The sequence below is a fragment of the Legionella wadsworthii DSM 21896 = ATCC 33877 genome, assembly GCF_000701265.1.
Lineage (GTDB): Bacteria > Pseudomonadota > Gammaproteobacteria > Legionellales > Legionellaceae > Legionella > Legionella wadsworthii.
In genome coordinates, this window is record NZ_JNIA01000022.1 from 1 (window position 1) to 20536 (window position 20536).

Genomic DNA, 20536 nt, shown 5'->3' on the forward strand with positions numbered 1-20536 from the left:
TGGGACGTGAAGTCATCTCTATCTACTCGCGCGAGGGTAAATCAAGTTTTGAACATTGGACGATGAATTCCTCTCGCCAACGTCCCGCGGCTCGTCCGCGGGATCCAGAAGATTTACCTTAAATTCCCAGACCCCGCGGACAAGCCGCGGGGCGTAGGCAGTGATTTTGAAGAGTTAGATTTGATTAAGAACCAGTGCCCTGCCTTGTAAGTTTATTATTTGATCGACATAATCCTAAATGGCTAATTAGAGTCGCTGCAAATCATTCATCAATAGGTGGACCAAGAGAACGCAAAAAACAATAACGACGAGTCGATGCAACAAAAGCTCCATAGGTACGGACACTGCTTTCCCCCTGATTTTTTCAATAATCGCGTAGACGATTGAGCCCCCATCAAGTCCTGGAACAGGAAACAAATTCACTACAGCAACCGCGAGGCTTAAACTGGCAATAAAAAACAGGAATACCACTACACCTTGGGTCAGCGATGCCACTGAAGCAGCGAAAATACCAATAGGCCCTAGTAAAACTGAAAATGGGATCACGGCAGTCAATAATTGTTTTAATATCATGATAAAAAAATAAATCATGTTCACGATGAATGAATTTGCCCGATGGATTGCATCCATAAAAGATGAAGCACGCAATATACTTTTGGTCGCATTTAAATCAGGTTTCATGCCCAACTGCGTCAATAAAGATCCTTTGACTCCATGAAATTGTTCATGGCTTAAATCAAGCATTCCTTTTGATTCTTTACCATCTGCTCGTAAGAGGGTCACTGGGATGTCTTTTTTTCCCCACAGAATTATGAGTCTCATGCCAACGTCGCTCCAAGTGGGAGTCGGTGAATTGCCTATGGAGACGAATTGATCGCCAGGTAATATTCCGGCTTGAGCTGCAGTACTGTTAGGCTGTACTTCTTTGATTTGAGGCAAAGTGTAACTTAGCCCTATACTATAGACGAGGACAAAAGCCAACCAGGCAGTAATCAAATTTGCAACCGCTCCAGCTAATAAAATAAGAATACGCTGCCAAACGGGTTTTTTATCAAAACATATCGAATATTGGGCGGGTTTAACGGGGCTTATACGGGTATTTTCCAATTGGACGTATCCTCCTAATGGAAAAAATGCCCATACCCATTCACATCCGCTTCGGCTTTTCCAATGCAATAGGGGTTTACCAAAACCTATGGAAATTTTTTTGATTTTTACCCCGAAAAAACGCGCTACTATTGCATGCCCACCTTCATGAATCCCTACCACTAAAATTACAGTTAGAATTATGGCGATAATGGCCAAAAGCATAAGCTACTCCTTCATCTTGGGCGTGTATTATCCACTATTAATTCTAAAACGGGCGTTCCTTTTTTTCCATTTAACTCATAACCTTGGCGGTATACTTCAAAAACACGGTAGGCCTGATTGGATTCACTATCCACTAGTTCAACATCATCGCCTTGTTCATCGATTAGGGTAACGGTTAAATGAATCTCACGGAATCCGGCAATATGATATCGCTCTTTAAATAATTCTAAAACACGCGCCAAACTTTGTGCCGCTTCTTCACCACTATGCTGCCCTTTTAGGATTATATCCATGATTCTCTCCCCATAATTTGGGACTTTGTATTAAACCCTCTACTCTTGTTAGCGACCAAATAAAAATGTACTTTAATTTAACAATAGCTTCTTTTATACCAAGGGTAAAGGTAAAGCGGTAATTTAAGTTACTCTATAGATATTCGGTATGATGCGACACAAATAAAGAAATAAGAGACGTGCACTACAAATTTAATGCTCAATCGTTTACAATCCCACCATTAAACCCTTAATCATTTCAAATAATTTATCTATGGTGTTTGTTGCTTGCGGGCTGAATCATAAAACTGCTCCAATAAACGTGCGTGAAAAAGTCGCCTTATCTCCGGCTACCCAGGATTCCTTTATGCTTCGCTTATTAAAGCTACCGGGAGTCCATGAAGCGGCTATTTTATCTACCTGTAACCGCACAGAAATTTATTGTGAAACTCAAGATCCTCAGTCCATTGCACATTGGCTTTCTAAGGAACATCAAATACCATTGAATTCCTTATCCCCTTTTTTATACATGCATAAAGGTTATCAAGGCATCAAACACCTATTGCGAGTGGCCAGTGGGCTTGATTCGATGATGATTGGAGAACCTCAAATTCTCGGGCAAATGAAACAAGCCTATCAACATGCCTGCAGCCTGGAAACAATAAGAACTGAACTACGCCCTATTTTTGAATATGTTTTCAGTGCATCAAAACGTGTGCGTACGCAAAGCGGTGTCGGCAATAACCCTGTTTCAGTGGCTTATGCAGCAGTACAATTAATAGGGCAACTTTTTACAGAATATAAAACGCTGAACGTTTTTTTAATTGGTTCAGGTGAAACCGCTGCCTTAGTTGCAAAATATTTACGGCAGCAAGGTGTTGAACGTTTTATGGTTGCAAGCCGAACATTGGAAAATGCCGAAAAGCTTGCTCATTCATTTAATGGTAAAACGGTTCCAATTACCAACATCGCCGATTATTTACCTCAGGCAGATGTAGTGGTTTCTGCGACAAATTGTCCCGTTCATTTTATCGATAAAAATTTGGTGGAACATGCCCTCCAACAAAAAAATAAGCCCATGTTCTTTTTAGACTTATCTGTACCTCGGGATGTGGAAGACCGTATTAAAGAATTAGATCAAGTGCAACTTTATAATATTGATGATTTGCACTTTATGACCACCCGGGGGATGGAAGAAAGACGCCATGCCGCGTTGCATGCAGAAAAATTAATCGATGATGAATTAAATAAATACATACGTAAGCATCGTTCCCTCAAAGCAAAAAAAGTCATTTGCGATTACCGCAGCCAAATGCAAGACCTGGCACAAAAAGAACTGGAACGCGCCTTGAAAAAACTATCTGCAGGACAATGCCAGCAGCTTGTTTTAAATGAATTTAGTGAACGTCTCGTTAATAAACTGACACATAATCCCACTGCCGGCCTGAGGCAAATCGCTAAAGATGGACGTGAAGATTTATTTACCTTGGCACAATACCTTTTTAATACAACGACACATCGATCATCTTATGAAGAAATCTCTTGAAGTCAAACTGCAGCAAATGCTCGAGCGGTATCAGGAAGTAGGTCGCTTATTATCTGAAGCATCTGTAATAGCTGATCAGAATCAATTTAAAACACTTTCCAAAGAATATGCTCAATTGGAACCTGTGGCGACATGCTATGAAGAGTACATGCAAGCTAAAGAAAATGTGACATCCCTGAATGAAATGCTCGAGGGTGAAGATAAAGAACTGGCATCAATGGCTGCTGAGGAATTAGAGGATTGCAAAAACCAGGTGGAAAAGCTTGATGAGCAATTACAGTGGCATTTAATTCCCAAAGATCCCGACGACGAAAGGAACGTTTATCTTGAAATTCGAGCCGGAACCGGTGGTGATGAAGCGGCCATATTTGCAGGAGACCTGTATCGTATGTACAGCCGATATGCCGAAGGCCGAGGATGGCAACAGGAATTGATTAGTGCCAATCACGGGGAGCATGGTGGATACAAAGAAATTATTGTGCGCATTAGCGGCAATGCGGTTTATTCCCAACTTAAATTTGAATCAGGAGCACACCGTGTACAACGAGTTCCTGAAACGGAATCTCAGGGGAGAGTTCATACTTCAGCATGTACTGTAGCAATTATGCCTGAAGTGGAGGAAATTGATGAGATTCAAATTAATCCAGATGATTTACGCATAGATACCTACCGCTCTTCTGGCGCTGGAGGCCAGCATGTTAACAAAACCGATTCGGCCATCCGTATCACGCACATCCCCACAGGAGTCGTCGTGGAATGTCAAGATGAGCGCTCCCAGCATAAAAACCGTGCTAAAGCCATGTCCTTATTAAAAACACGTTTGTTGGATGCAGAACAAAGCAAACAGAAAAAAGAACAAGCACAAACTCGCAAATCGCTTGTGGGTACCGGAGATCGTTCCGAGCGAATTCGTACCTACAATTATCCTCAAGGACGACTTACAGATCATCGGATAAATTTAACCATTTATCAATTAAGCGATGTCATGGAAGGAAACTTAAGTTTGGTTGTTGAGCCCTTAAAGCGTGAATACCATGCAGAGCTCCTCGCAGAGCTGGGACGAAATGATTAGTATTCGAGCAGCTCTGGGAAATAGCCCGGATCTGGAAGCAGAAATCTTACTCTGCCACATTTTAAAAAAAAACAGGGCTTATCTTTTTGCTTATCCTGAAACAGTATTAACACCAGAACAATGGCAAACCTTTCAAGATTTAATGACACAAAGAGCAGAAGGAATACCTATTGCCTATCTACTTGGCGAACGTGAGTTTTGGTCGCTCCCACTCAAAGTGAACGAGCATACTTTAATTCCCCGGCATGAAACCGAACGGTTGGTGGAATTAACTTTAGAACTTGTTCCGAATCAACCAGACACCTTGATACTTGAATTAGGGACAGGAAGCGGCGCAATTGCCATTGCGCTTGCTAAAGAGAGGCCTAACTGGCATATCGATGCTGTAGATATTAGCCAAGAAGCTTTATCTGTTGCAAAGCAAAATGTACAAACCCATCAATTAAATAATATCACATTATATCAATCCAACTGGTTTAGCCATCTGCCCCGCCGTCAATACCATGCTATAGTCTCTAATCCCCCTTATATTTCAGAATATGATCCGCATTTACAGCAAGGCGATCTTCGATTTGAACCACGAAATGCTTTAGTGAGTAGTCAAGAAGGACTAGCTGATCTACAATGTATTATTAACCAGGGTTACGAGTACCTTTTCCCAGGTGGATTATTGTTACTTGAACATGGATATGCTCAAAAATTTCAAGTACATACTATACTTAATAAATTACAATATAAAAATGTGCAGGGTTGGCAGGACATCGAGGGAAATGACAGAGTAAGTGGGGGTTGGCGATAATTTTATTGATGATACAATAGTTTTTTGGTATACCTAACCGCTTTCTGAAAACCCCAAGTTGTACTCAAAATGGGGACGGAGGCTTTAATGACCGAACAATTAATTGATAAAACCAATGAGAGACGACACAACGTGAAAAATGACGCGATAGGCAGTATGGGAATTACCCCCTATAAGGAAGCACCAGGGGAAGAATATATGAATGAAAAACAGCTGGCACATATCGAAAAGATATTGCTTGCTTGGCGTCAGTCGTTGATGGAAGAGGTTGATCGGACCGTGACGCACATGAAGGATGAGGCGGCGAATTTTCCTGATCCTTCAGATAGAGCCAGTCAGGAAGAAGAATTCAGTATTGAATTACGTACTCGTGATCGGGAGCGGAAGCTCATCAAGAAAATTGAAGATGCTTTGGAGCGCTTGAGAAACGAAGATTTTGGCTATTGTGAAGCTTGTGGTATTGAAATAGGTCTGAAACGTTTGGAAGCAAGACCCACTGCAACTTTGTGCATTGATTGTAAAACGTTATCTGAAATCAAAGAAAAACAAAATCAAGGCTCTTAGTTAAAATTTTAATTCTCTAACAGAGGTTTGAGGCATTCTGCATCTAACCTCTGAATATCACACCACAGAATTACAACAATTTTTTATATTTGGGACTCGCTGTTATGCGAGCTATTTCTAAATTCTTTTTTAATTGGTTTATGCTTCTGGGCATCGGACATCTAGTGCGATACCTCAGACACCAAAGGTTGTAGAAATTGATTGTTTGGATTGAATCCATATAAAAAGAAATAAAATCAAAAATGCTTTTCAATTTCCTGTAAATGCCGCATTACTGAACCCTTATTTTTTTCAAAGACAGCAGTAGCGTTTTGAACCATTTGTTGGCGGAACTCCGCCTCTTCATATAGTTTAATAATCCCGTCGATCACTTCTTTCGCCTCATATACTATCAAAATCCCCTGAGCAAGCTGTAATTCATTGCAAATGGCTTTAAAATTATGGATTTGATTACCACTTAACACAGGTATTTTCATGGCAATGGGTTCCAATACATTATGTCCGCCCACTGGCACCAAACTCCCGCCAACAAAGGCACAATCGCTGATATGATACATTCCAAGCAGTTCACCCAAACTGTCTAAGACTACCACTTCATTTTCAGGATTTAATGTTTTGATATCTGAGCGTAACCCCGTTTTAAAACCCATCTGCTCACATAACTGGTAAACACTCTTGAATCGCTCTGGATGTCTGGGTGCAATAAGTAATATTACATTGGGAATTGTTTCCTGCAAACGTTTGAGATGGGCTAAAATTTGAGCTTCTTCATTCTCATGAGTACTTGCTATAATCACTGTAAAACGATCGGCCCCCCATTTACTTTTTAAATCAAGAAACAAGTTGCTGTTTTTTATATTCGTTTGCAAATCAAATTTCATATTTCCCAAAACCTGAACTATATCTTCTTTGGCGCCTAAAGTGATATAGCGACGAGCATCCTCTTGGCCTTGAGCTAAAATACTAAAAAACTGATTTAAAATAGGTTTGATAAAAAATTTAATCTTTTTATACCCCCTTAATGAATGATCGGATATCCGTGCATTGGCTAATAATAGAGGGATTTGTGCAGCGCGTGCTTCATAAATTAAATTCGGCCATATCTCTGTTTCCATAATCACGCCTACGCGAGGTTGAATTTTGTTGAAAAAACGTCGGAGTATATTAGGAAGATCATAGGGCAGGTAATGATGTGCTACTTTATCACCAAAACGATTTTGAACTCGTTCAGAGCCGGTGGGGGTCATGGTAGTGACCAATAAAGACCAATTTTTCTCCAACATAGCGTCTATTAAAGGGATAGCAGCAATCACTTCGCCTAAAGAAACTGCATGAAGCCATACATCATATGGTTTATGATCAAAGTTTCCCATGAAAAAACGTTCTTGCATTCGCTCTCGGTAAGCAGGTAAGCTTCTTCCTTTCCACCACAGACGAATAAATAAGAATGGGGTAAGTAAATACATTAAAAGAGAATAAAAAAATCGCATATAAAACCAAACTCAAAAGACGACAGTATATACTTAATATGTGGTATAAAGCGATAAAATCTATTAATTGAGGGATCCTTATCCATGTCATTCCGGGAATTCTTTACAGTTTCAAGTTGGTGGGGCAAGATTATTGGCGCAATCTTTGGCTATTTAATCGATGGCGCTGTAGGGGCTATATTTGGCCTTTTAGTTGGCAATTTTTTTGATCGGGGTTTATACAGTTATTTTTCTAATCCTCATTGGCTCTACTATGCAGAAAAGCGCAAAGCAATTCAAAAAGCTTTTTTCGATGCGACATTTTCCATTATGGGCCATTTAGCAAAAGCAGATGGGCGTGTCAGCGAACGAGAGTTGGATATGGCACGCTTATTTATGGATGAAATGCGTTTAAGTTATGAACAAAAAAAGAATGCAAAACAGTTATTCAATGAAGGAAAACAAACGCAATTTAATTTAGATGCCGTGCTAGAGGAATTAAAAAAAATCTGTAAGGACAATCGAGATCTTTTGCGCTTATTTATTGATATACAGTATCGAGCAGCTCAAGCTGATGGACTTGATTCGAATAAAATCAAAGTACTTGATAAAATTTTTTCAAAACTGGATTTTGCACCGCTTCACAAACAATATCGCTTTTATGAAGATTTCGGTACGAGCTATTCTTCAGATGAAGAAAACAACGAGAAACAACAATCACAACAGTCACAGCAATCCCAACAATCACAAAGCTCCTATTCTTCAGACTCTTATTCATCTTACAGCAGATATAATTATCGGCCGAATAAAAGCAACCTGGATTATGCTTATGCCATTTTAGAGATATCACCAGAGGCCAGCAAGCAAGAAGTGAAAAAAGCCTACAGACGTTTGCTAAGCCGGAATCATCCCGACAAATTAATTTCCCAAGGCTTACCTCAAGAGATGATAAAAATGGCCAATGAAAAAACTCAAAAAATTGTCAAAGCCTACGAACTGATTTGTACCAGTAAAGGGTGGTAAGTTTTTACGAATACATTATTGGCGGGGGGGAAGGTTTTAACTTGGGTAACTTCACCATCCATCCATGAATGAATGAAAAGAGAAGCTGGCTACTTTCATTATAGTCATGGTGAGCACCTGGTATTTCTAGAGCCAAATAATTCTTTTTATTGTTTTTATACTCTTTCTTCCTTTGTTCCACTTCTTCTTTAGTTTTAACTAAATCAAACTGACCTACTATATCAAAAACCGGCATATTTAAATCTGTTTTCTCTTGAATTGGGGGTATATTGTATGCAGACAGAAGAATCAAACCTTCAATTTCAGGAACTGGTGGTTTTTCTAAAAAATCGAAAGTACGTTTTAACTGTTCCCCATAGTGCACAAGAATTACACGTTGGCTTTTTTTAGCCCGTAATGCAGCGATTATTTCTGAGAATTGTTTCTCCCAAGGAACAGAAGCATTGTTCTTTCTATTGAGAAATCCTACATTCCATCCATATTGTGACAATTCTTTTGCAAGACGGGTTAATAAAATTGAGGATTGCTGTTGGACATCCCCATTTATCAAAAGTACTGAGCCATAATTCTTTTTTAATGCCGCCCAATAAGGTAAATCAATGCTTTGGCCATCAATTTTAATCTCGAGGTTGCCTGCAAAAGCAGTAGATAAGATTAAAAAAAATATCAGAACTATCCTTGTCATGTAATACATCTTAATCTCGCCCGGGATAACCAAAAGAATTGTGTAGTCCAGTACAGTGAATCAGAAAACGGATCCCCCACACTGCTTTAATGCGGTTCCACCTGCCTTTACCCATAATATTTTTGACTAATCAGCCAGTTCTATACCTGCATCATCTAACATGGTTCGTGCTCTTTCACCCAAAATTTTATGAGCCAGCGCTGTTGGATGAACTAGATCAAAAAATAAATATCCGGTACATGCATCTGAATTGATGGAAGGTTTGACCGATGCAACCATCTTTAAAACAGAATTTTTGGTTATATCATCCACTACTGAATTAACGCAAGTCTCTGTTATATTGTTAAATCCATAATCTTGAGGATGCGCCATCATTTCATCAAACGCTTGATACAGATCATAATACAACCATTCTACATCAGGATACTCATGTTTCAGATCATCAATGGATTTACTTAATAAGTTATTATGTTCTCGTGTATAAGCTGTCATGGTTTCAACTGAATCAAATTCAATGGCAGCAGGAGTCCGCCCTAAATCTGGTAAATTAACCACTAAAATATGTTTCGCGCCCTTTTGTACTAAACGTTGCATACTGTGGATAATACCGGTGTTCACATTATGTAGTGTTTCATCCATATCAGAAGGAAATGCCAGATAGTTATTTGCGCCTATCCATATCACATAAAGACTGTCCTCACTTGCTTTATCCTGATGATCGGATAAATAATCATTCACCTCCCTTCTTAAGGTAAACAATACTTCATCATCCCCTTCTTCCTCGGAGACACCAGCGCCACCATAGGCATAATCTAATAAATGAGCTGAGGGATTTTCAGGAAAATAAGAATTAATGAGATGCTCAATCCAAAGGGGACCATTAGAAAACCGGCCTTCAAAATAAGGGGGTGAAGGAGGTAACTGGAATTTCATAAATCGATATAAATTACCGTTATCAGACAAACTATCCCCAAAAACCACTATATTATGAAGAGGTGTAGCCCAAACAAGCCCAGAAAATAATAATGCCCCTACGGTTGCTAACAGTTTCATGAATACCCTTAAGTTCTTATCCTAAAAAAAGCAGTGACATCTATCATGAATGGCTACTGCGCTGAATTTTGAAGAGTGTATCTGGTTATTTTAAAAACAAAGCCATCCGCATTATAGTATGAAAGATAATTCATAAGCAATTTTTTTGCTTTTCGGTAATTCACGATATTTTATTCTATTTTTCAACAACTTAGATTGGATTCATTCGACAAAAAACCCTTTAAATCAAAACGGCGCTCCCTTCATGGGTATAAAAACAATGGAAAAAGATTTTTCGATTGCCCTGTCTTGAAAAGGTATTTATATTATTATTTTTGCCACGGAGGCTTGGATCATGTCTTTTAAACAAACTTTTATACTCAAATGCCTGGATTACATGGAAAAAATTCTTGCGGATGAGCAGGAACTAGAGCAATCAATATGTCATTTTATTGAAGATAAAAATCCAGGTTCACGTTACCAACTCAATACAAAAATAACTGAAGCGTCTCAATGGTCTGAACAGGATAAATTAAATTTGAGTGCTGCTGTATTTGAAGCAATAGCCCGTACTACCCAATACTTTTATGTTGAAGATGATGAACGGGCCCAGGAAATCAATAAGGGCAGCTCAGTTTTTTTGGAACAATATTTATTCAGCTTAACTGAGAATACCAATCCAGAAAATCGTTTAATGTCGGTAAAAAACAACATCCGACGTATTAAGGATGAGATGAAAAATAAAATGGAGCACAATCTGGAAAACCCTTATGCGTTTTTTTCTCCAATTACATCGGGTCTGGTGTTAATGGCTGCGGCGACAACAGTGGCATTGTTGGCTTATAGATCATAAAATTTTTAAAACGACAGGTTCTTTGCCTGATTAATTATTTGTCTTTAAGACTAAGTTTTGTCAAAGCGGTGTTTTTTTCGCCTTCATCCACTGCGGGTAAAACACCACTTCGCCACCTCACCAGCTGTTTGGGTTTTTAATGTAACCCCTGCTGTTATCTCAAATATATCGAAAGATTTCTAATTGCTTGAGAATTAAGCACTGCCAATTAAGGTTATTTTAAGCTGTCGACCACAAACCCAGGCTTTGGTCAAATCACTCATGACTTCTTTAGGCATACCTCTAGGCAAACGTACTGTGGAATGATCTTCATGTATTTTTAAGCCAGTAATGTGTTTACTGTTTAGTCCAGCTTCATTCGCTATAGCACCCACAATATTACCAGGTTTTACACCATGTATTTTACCCACATCAATACGGAATAAATCTTGTCCTGGAACTTCCTCATAGGATTTTTTACGCCCATCGCGAGGACCTTTTTTGTCTGCGGCATAACCCTTCCGATCATCTCCTCGAGAACGCTCAAATTTACCGCCGCGTTCTACTCGTTCGACTCGGCCTTCTTTCTGTGAACGCGTTTGTTGCGGTGCTGCCCGTTCTTTTTGCCAAGGTAAATCTTTGTTTAAAAGTAAAGCGAGCGTTGCAGCAACATCCACAGCAGAAACATCGTTTTCTTTTATGTATTCTTCAATAATACGTTTGTATGAGGGTAAATTCTCATGTTCTAAACGTTCCGTAATGTTAGCCATAAACCGTTGTTGGCGTGCGACTTGAATCATATGGTCATTAGGTATGGATACCTTGGTAATACGCTGACGTGTATGGCGCTCTACACTGGTTATCAATCGTGATTCTTTGGGTGTCACAAATAAAATGGCAACTCCAGAACGCCCGGCCCTGCCTGTTCGACCAATGCGGTGAACATAAGTTTCATTATCATGCGGTAAATCATAATTAATGACATGAGTGACTCTTTCCACATCCAGACCTCGTGCAGCTACATCAGTAGCGACTAGAATATCAATTGCCCCCTGTCTGAATTGGGCAATAATACGCTCGCGTAAAGCCTGGGTAATGTCTCCATGAATGGCCATAGCACGCAATCCCTCTTGCTGTAATACTTCAGCAACCTCTTCGGTACTGCTTTTAGTACGGACAAAAACAATAACGCCCTGATATTCTTCTACTGCAAGCACGCGCAATAAGGCATCAGGCTTTTGATGTCCTGAAGCGAATAAAAAGCGCTGCTCAATACTTTTTACTGTTGCAGTCTCAGAACGGATTTCAATAGAGACAGGATCATGTAAATAGGTATTGGCAATTTGACGGATACGGTGGGGCATTGTGGCTGAAAAAAGACCTATTTGTTTCTTCTCAGGCAATTTTGCCATTATGGTTTCTATGTCCTCAATGAAACCCATACGTAACATTTCATCGGCTTCATCAAGAATAAAAGTACGTAAATTATCGAAATGCAAGGTACGTCTTTCGATATGATCTAAAATACGGCCTGGAGTACCCACAACTACCTGAGCACCACCTTTTAATTGTTTTAACTGACGGCCATAATCTTGCCCGCCGCATAAAACAGCCACAGTGATACCGCGTTGATTCGCACTTAATAATTCAAATTGTTCTGCAACTTGAATGGCTAATTCACGAGTAGGAGCCAAAATCAAGGCTTGAGTATTTTGAATTTTTGGATCTAAATTTTGTAAAATTGGCAAAGCAAAAGCTGCAGTTTTTCCTGTTCCTGTTTGCGCCAAGGCAATTGCATCCCGTCCTTCCATAAGCAAAGGAATAGTTTGGACTTGAATTGGAGATGGGGTGGTAAACTTCATATCCTCTAGCGCTTTATTTAAAGCATCTGAAAAATTAAAGGATGTGAAGTTTGTTATTTCTTGAGACATAAAAATCCTGATCGGTTAAATGATAACCAATAAATGGTTAAATGATACTTATTTGTACAGTATAATAACAAAATAACCAGAAAAATGCACTATTTTTATGAAATTATCGAATAAGGATCATATAAAGTGATTATTTATAAAAGGTTTGCTGGTCAGTTGAACTTAACGGCACTAAGTTTAAATTTATTCAAGAGATTATACCTTAATTTGCATATGCCATCACCTGGTTTCGCTCGAGCAAATATAATCAGGATAAACAGATAATTAGGCTTAGGGAATAGCATACTAAAGAAGATGAATGTTTCTAAAGAAGATGAATGTTTGATTGAACGCAAAAACCCCCATCCAATTGAGGTCTGGCCCTCTTGGTTGCAAGCAACCAGCTAGGATGGAGGTGTTTAAAAGAGCTGGCTAAATCAAAGCCGCCAAACGACATGCTTGATCTATGGCATGACGTGCATCCAATTCTAGAGCTTTATAAGCACCCCCTACCAGGTGCACGGATTTCCCTGATTCTTTTAAAGGTGCAAATAATTCAGCCAACTCAATTTGCCCCGCGCAAATAACGACTGAATCTACGGGCAAGATCTGAGGCTTATTTTCAATTTGTATGTGCAATCCCTCATCATCAATTGCATCATACTGAACTCCTGATATCATTTTAACGTGTTTGTGCTTCAAGCTTAAACGATGAATCCATCCCGTAGTTTTACCGAGGCGTTTACCCATTTTTTCTTTTTTTCGTTGTAATAAATAAACCTCGCGGGGGCTTGGGGTAATTTCTGCAGGTTTTATGCCGCCACGATATTTACCGTAAATATCAATACCCCATTCATTATAAAACTGTTCTTCCGGAACAGGGTGTTCATGGGTCAGGAACTCTGCAACATCAAAACCGATTCCCCCCGCGCCTATAATTGCGACTCGCTTCCCAGCCTCTTTTTGTCCAGTAATCACATCGACGTAACTCATGACTTTGGCATGTTCTATACCCTTGATATGGGGAATTCGCGGCTTAATACCACTGGCTATCACAATCTCGTCAAAATCCTGTAGTTGAGCGATTGTTGCTTCGGTATTTAAGAGAATAGTGACATTGAATTTTTGTAGCTGATAATTAAAATAGTCCAATGTATGTTGGAAAATTTCTTTACCAGGAATTTTTTTAGCCAGATTAAATTGCCCCCCTATCTGATCTTTCTTTTCAAATAAAGTGACCTTATGCCCACGCTCTGCCGCAACCGTAGCAAATGCCAGCCCTGCAGGACCTGCACCAACAACGGCAACTGATTTGGGTTGCGGTGTGACTTCATAAATTAATTCGGTTTCATTACAAGCACGCGGGTTCACGAGACAAGAAGCTGTTTTGTTTACAAATACTCGATCAAGACAAGCCTGATTGCAAGCAATACAGACGTTTATCGCTTCACTTTCTCCCTTTTTGGCTTTTTCAGCAAATAACGGATCGGCCAGGAAAGGTCTTGCCATAGACACCATATCCGCGATGCCGGATTCAATTAATTCATTGGCTAATTCCGGCGTATTGATACGATTGGAAGTAATCACTGGAATAGTCACTTCAGGTTTCAAATGATGCGTTAAATGGGTAAATGCTCCAGCTGGAACCATGGTGGCTATTGTAGGGATTCTTGCCTCATGCCAGCCTATCCCTGTATTAATTAAAGTAGCGCCCGCCTTTTCAATTGCTTGGGCCAGTATCACGAGTTCCTCCCAATTACTGCCCTCAGCAATTAAATCCAGCATGGACAAACGAAAAACAATGATGAATTTCTCGCCTACTGCTTCTCGTACACTGCGAACAATTTCTATAGGAAAACGAATGCGATTTTCATAAGAACCGCCCCACTCATCCTGCCGTTGGTTCGTGTGAGTCACGATAAATTGATTAATTAAATACCCTTCACTACCCATGATTTCAATTCCATCATAACCCGCTAATTGCGCCAGTCGGGCACAACGTGCAAAATGTTTGATGGTTTTTTTAATGCGGTATTGACTCATAACCCAAGGTTTAAATGGACTAATAGGCGATTTGATGCCGCTCGGTGCGACAATAAATGGGTGATAGCCATAGCGGCCGGCATGCAAAGCCTGCAGAATAATTTTACCACCCGCTTCATGTACGGCATGGGTAATTAATTCATGCCTTTGTTGCTCTTTACTGTTGGTTAACTTGGCTGCAAAAGGCGCCAGACGCCCTGCACGATCCGGTGCGAAGCCACCTGTGGTAATTAAGCCGACTCCCCCTAACGCCCTTTCACGATAAAATTGCGCCAAACGGTTTAAACTTTCTTTATCTTCTTCAAGCCCTGTATGCATCGAGCCCATCAATATTCGGTTTTTGATCTGTGTAAAGCCTAAATCTAAAGGCTTAAATAAAGCTTTAAATGGGGTGTTGTCAATTCTCAATTCCATGAGCACTCTCACAAAGGACATCAAAAGCAAAAGTATAAACCCAGTTTCGCTCTTTTCACAGAGAATAAATGAGAAACTTATTCCAATACACCAATCATCATTGATGAAGGACTATGAATAAAATCAGGGATTTATCCTGAATGGAGCATCTTAACTGGAAAGTTGTTTTTCTCTAAAAGAATGGCGTATTTGAAAACGATTGGCGATGAATGCACCCAATAAAGTAATACCACACCCAGTAAGAGAAATGATGGAAGGTTGTTCATTTAATAGAAGAAACCCCAATAATGTAGACACTATAGGAAGTGCATACAGCATAATCGCAGCGGTGGAAGCAGATAAATATTTCAATACATATACCCATGCTAAATAAGCAAGTGCAGCAGGAAAAATTCCCATATAAACAATGGCAGCAGTAGTTTGTAACTCAGCCAGGGCAATCTGGTGTATCAGATCCGGCAGGAACATGGATAACAACAAAGTGCCGCCCCACATAATCCAGGAAATAATGGCCACAGGGTGATAAGTACTGACAAATTTTTTTTGAATGATGGTTAATATCGCACCCATGAGCGCGGAAACCAAAATTGCCACTACTCCCAGCTGCATCCCGGGTTCTGAGTTCTCCCCAACAGTCAATATCCCTAACCCCAACAAGCTGACAGTCATTCCCAACCAAACACCTGGTGCGAGTTTTTCACGTAGAAAAATCATGGATAAAATAACAGTTAATACAGGCATCAAACCCATAATGAAGCTGGCTATACCAGCAGAGACACTCAACTCTCCATAATTCAAACAAATATTATAGATGCCTATTCCTGCCATCCCGGCAATAAGTAATTGAAAACGATCACGCCAGGCCACTTGTTTTTTGATACCAAGGCTGTAGTAGATGATAAGCATACACAAAGAAGCAACTAAAAAACGTAATAGGGCAAGTGCTCCTGGCGAGTACCCGTTTAAGCCATAACGTATGCCAACGAACGCAGAAGCCCATAAAATAATAGAAAAAATAATGACACAGCTTACTTTAAAAGATTGCATGCCTCACCATTATCGAAAAAAATTTATTGTATCAGAAATGACTCAAAAGGATTACTAGACTATGGACTTAGGGTAAAAAATAAAAGATTTTTATTAATCAAGTAATATAATTACCCATAAGGTTTAATTTCTGCCACATCAATCACTATAAAGATCATCATGTAAATTTTCTTGGCAATTTCTTTTTTATCATCTACATTTATAGAAGGGCCTGTTCCTACTGAGGATAACCTATGGATGACCCTTTTTCCGCTTTGAAAAAAGCCCTTGAACCCGTTTGTTCTTTGATGCCGCAAAGAACTTATACAGAAATAAGGCAACTTAAAGAGGCTGCTGATAATTATCGCCCTGATGAAAAAAGTTCGTTCATAGAACTGGTAAAAACATTAGGAGAAACATTACGGTACTTTGAAAATAGGGGGATTCATGTTGAACCTATTTTTGAACCATTAAAAAATTTGATTGATGAACTGGCACAACAACATGATATGGCAGCGGTCGACTGGGGTATTTTTCTTTCGAAGCCTAAAAATTCGTCCCGATTCCAATTTCAGCAACCGCAACATGATGGCGAGTTCGTTCCCTGGCTCGACGCAATGTCTCAACAAATACCCGATCAAGAAGATTCCAGCTTGCATTCAAAATTAATTGCGCATAAGGAGCGTCTGGGATTTACTCAAAGATTGATTTCTCACTTAAAAAAAGATCCAGAGTTTCTCTCGCGGTTGATTATGGAATCAAAGGATAATTTTACGCAGATTTCAAGAACTCGCTTAATTTTGTATTTAACCGACGTACAATTAGCCCAAGCTATCATTAAATACTTACCTCATTTTCTTCAAGAAAATTTAAACTTGAATGAAATTTTATCTAATGGACGTTCGATTTCTACAATTTTACGTAATTCAGATGCAAAAACAATTTTAGATAATTCTGAATCTTTTCAATTATATCAAAATGAGGCAGATAAAAACCTTAAAGATAATGTTCAATATATGGACGAAGATTATATGAAGGCATCATTTAAATAAAATAATGCCCTTATATGAAGTTATCCTGGCTGCCAGCAACCAGGCAAAGATTTAAATTTTAGTGATATTAATCCAGCAGACCCAAAGACTTCACTGTATCGCGCTCTTGTCTTAACTCTTCTAATGTTTTATCAAACATCTCTTGCCCATAGTCGTTAAAAGATAAGCCTTCAACTACTTTTAATTCATTCTGCTCACGCCGGCAAGGGAATGAGAAGATTAAACCCTCATCGACACCATACTCACCTTTAGAGCTACGGCACATGGAGAAAGACTCTCCACTTGGCGTATCATTCACTAAATGACTCACACCAGAAATAATTGCATTTGCAGCAGAGGCAGCTGAAGAAGAGCCACGTGCTTTAATGACTGCAGCACCTCTTTGTTGCACGGTGGATACAAAAGTATCTTTCAACCAAGACTCATCGATAACTTTCGCGGCAGAAACGCCATTAATTTTGGCATTGTAGAAATCAGGATATTGGGTTGAAGAATGATTACCCCAAATGGTCATTTGGGTTACTGCAGTAATATCCACATTTGCTTTTTTGGCCAATTGGGTACGGGATCTTAGTTCATCCAAAGTGGTCATAGCATAAAATCGATCATTGGGTACATCTTTAGCATTATTCATTGCAATGAGACAGTTTGTATTGCAGGGATTACCCACAACAAAAACGCGCACGTCATCACTGGCAAAATCGTTAATTGCTTGTCCTTGTTTGGTGAATATTCCTCCATTAATTTGCAATAAATCAGAACGCTCCATCCCTTGCTTGCGGGGTACAGACCCGACCAACAGAGACCAATTCACTCCATCCATAGCCACTTTTAAATCGGAAGTACAAACCACACGTTTTAATAAAGGAAAGGCACAATCATCTAATTCCATGGCGACACCTTCCAGGGAAGGAAGCGCCGCTTCTAATTCAAGTAAATTTAACTCAACCTCAGTATTTGTACCAAACATTTGTCCCGAAGCAATGCGAAACAATAATGCATAACCTATTTGTCCAGCTGCCCCAGTTACAGCAACTCTAACTCGTTTATTAGCCATGTGATTTCCTCTTATTTTTCAAGGTAATCATTGAAATTCTCTCTTTCTTAATAAGAAAAAAAGCATAGAAATGATTACATTTTTTGTTTGAAAACTCGCAACATGATACTATTGCATTCCCAAACAAGCCAGTCCAAAAGAGTAATGATTCCTTTATCGTTGTATATTCATATTCCTTGGTGTATCCGCAAATGCCCTTATTGTGATTTTAATTCCCATAAAAGCCCCGAGGTATTGCCGGAAAAAAATTATGTCCTAGCGCTGATTGCTGATTTAAAAAATGATTTGCAACATGTAGAATCTCGAGAAATTGGCTCTATCTTTATTGGCGGCGGCACACCGAGTCTTTTTTCCGCCGAAGCTTATGAAATTTTAATCACAGAATTAAGACTCCTTCTGACCTTTTCACCAGATATCGAAATCACACTTGAAGCAAATCCTGGCACCGTAGAGCAGCAACGTTTTCAAGAATACCGGCAACTCGGTATCAATCGCCTGTCATTAGGAATTCAGAGTTTTAATCCAGAACACCTGCGTGTATTAGGCCGAATCCATGATGCACAACAAGCGCACCGCGCCATTGAATCAGCCCGTGTTGCGGGCTTTGACAATTTGAATCTTGACTTAATGCATGGCTTACCCCAACAATCTGTCTCCCAAGGACTTGATGATTTACAATGTGCCCTTACCTATCAACCCGAGCATTTGTCCTGGTATCAGCTGACCATTGAACCCAATACAATATTTTACAAACAGAAGCCTCCTTTGCCGTCCGAAGACGATGCCTTTTTTCTTGAAGAGGAAGGACTCGCCCTGCTTCAGGAATCTGGATTTACACGGTACGAAATATCTGCTTTTTCAAAATTAAATCGCCAAGCACGTCATAACTTAAATTATTGGTTATTTGGTGATTATTTAGGCATAGGCGCTGGGGCTCATGGCAAAATTACGACATCAAAAAGCATCCACCGAACGCGCAAATACAGACAACCGAAAGAATATCTTGATCCAGACAAAAATTTTTTAGCAAGTATGGATAGGGTCAATACAACCGATCTTGTTTTTGAATTCATGCTGAATACGACCCGGCTTGAACAACCCATCCCCCTAGATCTTTTTGTACAAAGGACAGGACTGCCGCTCGACCATTTGCTATCAAAACTGAAGATTGCGGAACATCAAGGGTTAATTACCTTAACAGAGAAGCATTGGCAAGTAACGCCTTTTGGCAGGCGATACACTAATGATTTACAATCTTTGTTTTTATAATTTCAGTGAATATCGATTTCAATTCATACCTTTATTGAACATACGCTCAATCTCTTTACCCAATTTTGTTTTCCTTGAAGCTGAATTCCTGACCCTTTAGGAATGACAAGGATTTAGAATAAATATATGATATTTATCAATGCTTGAGGACACATCGTTGGCTACTTGCTTGTCCATTAAGATTAATTGATAATTAAATTATTTTCCCGAACAAGGAGCAATCGGTGATTTTATTTATATTTTTGGTGGTTCTTGCCTATTTAATGGGATCTATTTGCTCTGCAGTCATTGTATGCAAGACTTGTTCCCTGCCAGATCCCCGTATTGAAGGTTCAAAAAATCCTGGGGCTACCAATGTCTTGCGCATAGCTGGTAAACAATATGCGGCTATGGTTATGGTGGCTGACTTGCTTAAAGGTACAATCCCTGTCCTCATTGCCAAGCTTTTAGGAGCAAGCCCTGCTACGGTTGGGTTTACCGCTTTAGCGGCAGTTGTTGGGCATATGTATCCTGTTTTCTTTGATTTCAAAGGGGGAAAAGGAGTAGCCACTGCGATTGGGGCGCTCTTAGGATTACATTTTATAGTAGGCATTTTAGTCGCCGCCACCTGGTTATTGGTCGCTAAATTCTCACGTTACTCCTCTTTAGCATCCATTACAGCGATTGGGTTCGCTCCCTTTTATTCCCTATTACTTATACAGCGTTTGGATGTCTTCATGCCTTTATTTATCATGGCATTATTAATTGTCTACAAGCATAAAGATAATATTGTGCGTCTGATTGATGGCAAAGAATCGAAAATCAAATTAAAGGAAGATGTTTTAGATGCCATGATGGAAGGTAAAGCAGAACACCATGTGGTACCCCATAAAAAGGAAACTAGACCTCCAGAAGCAGTCATAGAAATTGAAGAAGTAATCGTCACTGAAACAATCGTGGTAGAGCCGCCAACACAAAAAACAAATAAAGCAACTACAGCAAATAAAACACCTAAAAAGCACAGTAAAAAGGTGGAAACGCCGGAAAAGAAAACCCAAGACAGGAAGGCTACTGCTCCCAAAACCAAAGAAAAAGAAAAACCAAAAACAAAACCCAAAGCAAAACCAAAAACCAAGGCAAAAACAAAAAAGCCTACAGAATAAGAGAAATAATTTCCATCA

General features: G+C 39.5%; 18 protein-coding genes. 9 read left to right on the forward strand and 9 right to left on the reverse strand.

All coding sequences use genetic code 11. The features are described from left to right. Positions 1-246: 246 nt before the first annotated feature. The gene (locus tag BU07_RS0100585; protein ID WP_031562600.1) at positions 247-1311 is read right to left on the reverse strand and encodes a M50 family metallopeptidase; all 1065 of its coding nucleotides are present in this window, start codon (positions 1309-1311) and stop codon (positions 247-249) included. Positions 1312-1322: 11 nt separating this feature from the next. Further along, entirely contained in the window at positions 1323-1604 is a 282-nt protein-coding gene (locus tag BU07_RS0100590; protein ID WP_031562602.1) for a hypothetical protein, read from the reverse strand. Positions 1605-1857: 253 nt separating this feature from the next. Here BU07_RS0100590 and hemA point away from each other — a divergent pair, with 253 nt between their 5' ends. From hemA to dksA, 4 genes are all read left to right on the forward strand, one after another. Next, positions 1858-3129, forward strand: a complete 1272-nt coding sequence (gene hemA / locus BU07_RS0100595; RefSeq protein ID WP_031562604.1) for a glutamyl-tRNA reductase — start codon at positions 1858-1860, stop codon at positions 3127-3129. After that, on the forward strand, positions 3113-4201 hold the full coding sequence (gene prfA, locus BU07_RS0100600) for a peptide chain release factor 1 (RefSeq protein ID WP_031562606.1): 1089 nt from the start codon (positions 3113-3115) through the stop codon (positions 4199-4201). Before hemA ends, prfA begins: the two co-directional genes overlap by 17 nt. Continuing rightward, positions 4194-5000 (forward strand): peptide chain release factor N(5)-glutamine methyltransferase, encoded by an 807-nt coding sequence (gene prmC / locus BU07_RS0100605; RefSeq protein WP_031562608.1) that lies wholly within the window; start codon positions 4194-4196, stop codon positions 4998-5000. Before prfA ends, prmC begins: the two co-directional genes overlap by 8 nt. A gap of 87 nt (positions 5001-5087) precedes the next feature. Beyond that, positions 5088-5564, forward strand: a complete 477-nt coding sequence (gene dksA, locus BU07_RS0100610) for an RNA polymerase-binding protein DksA (RefSeq protein ID WP_031562609.1) — start codon at positions 5088-5090, stop codon at positions 5562-5564. 236 nt (positions 5565-5800) lie between these two features. Here dksA and waaA read toward each other — a convergent pair whose 3' ends face one another. Next, positions 5801-7054 carry a lipid IV(A) 3-deoxy-D-manno-octulosonic acid transferase gene (gene waaA, locus BU07_RS0100615; RefSeq protein ID WP_031562612.1) on the reverse strand — a complete coding sequence of 418 codons (1254 nt, stop codon included), beginning with the start codon at positions 7052-7054 and terminating at the stop codon, positions 5801-5803. An 84-nt stretch (positions 7055-7138) separates the two neighbouring features. On the opposite strand from waaA, the gene djlA reads away from it, so the two are divergent. Next, complete coding sequence (gene djlA, locus BU07_RS0100620; protein WP_031562614.1) at positions 7139-8056, forward strand: co-chaperone DjlA; 918 nt, start codon at positions 7139-7141, stop codon at positions 8054-8056. Positions 8057-8060: 4 nt separating this feature from the next. Here the strand turns inward: djlA and BU07_RS0100625 are convergent, their stop codons facing one another. Together BU07_RS0100625 and plaA are read right to left on the reverse strand one after the other, a co-directional pair. After that, the gene (locus BU07_RS0100625; RefSeq protein WP_051635425.1) at positions 8061-8741 is read right to left on the reverse strand and encodes an alpha/beta hydrolase; all 681 of its coding nucleotides are present in this window, start codon (positions 8739-8741) and stop codon (positions 8061-8063) included. A gap of 126 nt (positions 8742-8867) precedes the next feature. After that, the gene (plaA, locus tag BU07_RS0100630; protein WP_031562617.1) at positions 8868-9794 is read right to left on the reverse strand and encodes a GDSL family lysophospholipase PlaA; all 927 of its coding nucleotides are present in this window, start codon (positions 9792-9794) and stop codon (positions 8868-8870) included. A gap of 334 nt (positions 9795-10128) precedes the next feature. Between plaA and BU07_RS0100635 the strand changes: the two genes are divergently transcribed. Further along, positions 10129-10626 carry a hypothetical protein gene (locus tag BU07_RS0100635; RefSeq protein WP_031562619.1) on the forward strand — a complete coding sequence of 166 codons (498 nt, stop codon included), beginning with the start codon at positions 10129-10131 and terminating at the stop codon, positions 10624-10626. Positions 10627-10820: 194 nt separating this feature from the next. On the opposite strand, the gene BU07_RS0100640 is transcribed toward BU07_RS0100635, so the two are convergent. The 3 genes from BU07_RS0100640 to BU07_RS0100655 all read right to left on the reverse strand — a co-directional run bounded on the left by BU07_RS0100640 (position 10821) and on the right by BU07_RS0100655 (position 16019). Next, positions 10821-12536: a DEAD/DEAH box helicase gene (locus BU07_RS0100640; protein ID WP_031562620.1), complete on the reverse strand. Its 1716-nt coding sequence runs from the start codon at positions 12534-12536 to the stop codon at positions 10821-10823. A gap of 411 nt (positions 12537-12947) precedes the next feature. Beyond that, entirely contained in the window at positions 12948-14972 is a 2025-nt protein-coding gene (locus tag BU07_RS0100650; protein ID WP_031562622.1) for an NADPH-dependent 2,4-dienoyl-CoA reductase, read from the reverse strand. A 150-nt stretch (positions 14973-15122) separates the two neighbouring features. Further along, a complete protein-coding gene (locus BU07_RS0100655; RefSeq protein WP_031562624.1) occupies positions 15123-16019 on the reverse strand; it encodes a DMT family transporter in 897 nt (298 codons plus the stop codon). Between the two features lie 233 nt (positions 16020-16252). Here BU07_RS0100655 and BU07_RS0100660 point away from each other — a divergent pair, with 233 nt between their 5' ends. Next, the gene (locus tag BU07_RS0100660) at positions 16253-17050 is read left to right on the forward strand and encodes a hypothetical protein (protein ID WP_031562626.1); all 798 of its coding nucleotides are present in this window, start codon (positions 16253-16255) and stop codon (positions 17048-17050) included. A gap of 67 nt (positions 17051-17117) precedes the next feature. On the opposite strand, the gene BU07_RS0100665 is transcribed toward BU07_RS0100660, so the two are convergent. Then, a complete protein-coding gene (locus BU07_RS0100665) occupies positions 17118-18107 on the reverse strand; it encodes a malate dehydrogenase (protein WP_031562628.1) in 990 nt (329 codons plus the stop codon). Between the two features lie 144 nt (positions 18108-18251). Here BU07_RS0100665 and hemW point away from each other — a divergent pair, with 144 nt between their 5' ends. Continuing rightward, positions 18252-19376 carry a radical SAM family heme chaperone HemW gene (gene hemW, locus BU07_RS0100670; protein WP_031562631.1) on the forward strand — a complete coding sequence of 375 codons (1125 nt, stop codon included), beginning with the start codon at positions 18252-18254 and terminating at the stop codon, positions 19374-19376. 224 nt (positions 19377-19600) lie between these two features. Beyond that, complete coding sequence (gene plsY / locus BU07_RS0100675) at positions 19601-20518, forward strand: glycerol-3-phosphate 1-O-acyltransferase PlsY (protein ID WP_051635426.1); 918 nt, start codon at positions 19601-19603, stop codon at positions 20516-20518. Positions 20519-20536 lie beyond the last annotated feature (18 nt).